Source organism: Cupriavidus basilensis OR16 (assembly GCF_000243095.1).
GTDB lineage: Bacteria > Pseudomonadota > Gammaproteobacteria > Burkholderiales > Burkholderiaceae > Cupriavidus > Cupriavidus basilensis_D.
Genome location: NZ_AHJE01000158.1, coordinates 1 through 672, shown reverse-complemented (window position 1 = coordinate 672; position 672 = coordinate 1). Strand labels below are relative to the sequence as shown.

Below are 672 nucleotides of genomic sequence, written 5' to 3'. Positions count from 1 at the left end.
GCCATCCATCCCGGCTACGGCTTCCTCTCCGAGAACGACGGCTTCGCGGAAGCTTGCGCCGAAGCCGGCCTCGTCTTCATCGGCCCGCCGGCATCCAGCATCCGCGCCATGGGCAGCAAGAGCGCGGCCAAGCGCCTGATGGAGGCAGCCGCGGTGCCGCTGGTGCCCGGCTACCACGGCGAGGATCAGGAGCCCGCTCTGCTGCGCCGCGAGGCCGACCGCATCGGCTACCCGGTGCTGCTCAAAGCCAGCGCCGGCGGCGGCGGCAAAGGCATGCGCGTGGTGGATGCCAGCGAAGGCTTCGAAGCCGCGCTGGCGTCCGTGCAGCGCGAGGCCAGTGCCAGCTTCGGCGACGACCGCGTGCTGGTCGAGAAATACCTGACCCGCCCCCGCCATATCGAGATCCAGGTGTTCGCCGACACGCACGGCAACTGCGTCTACCTGTTCGAGCGTGACTGCTCGGTGCAGCGCCGCCACCAGAAGGTGCTGGAAGAAGCGCCGGCACCTGGCATGAGCGAGGAACGCCGGAAAGCCATGGGCGACGCTGCCGTGGCTGCCGCGCAGGCGGTGGGCTACGTGGGCGCGGGCACCGTCGAATTCATCGCCAACCAGGACGGTTCGTTCTACTTCATGGAGATGAACACCCGCTTGCAGGTGGAGCACCCGGTCACC

At 68.8% G+C, this 672-nt stretch carries 1 protein-coding gene; it reads left to right on the top strand.

Annotated elements, in window-relative coordinates:
* Positions 1-672 (top strand): biotin carboxylase N-terminal domain-containing protein (locus tag OR16_RS36415; RefSeq protein ID WP_006164042.1); only part of this gene is annotated, 672 nt, incomplete at both ends.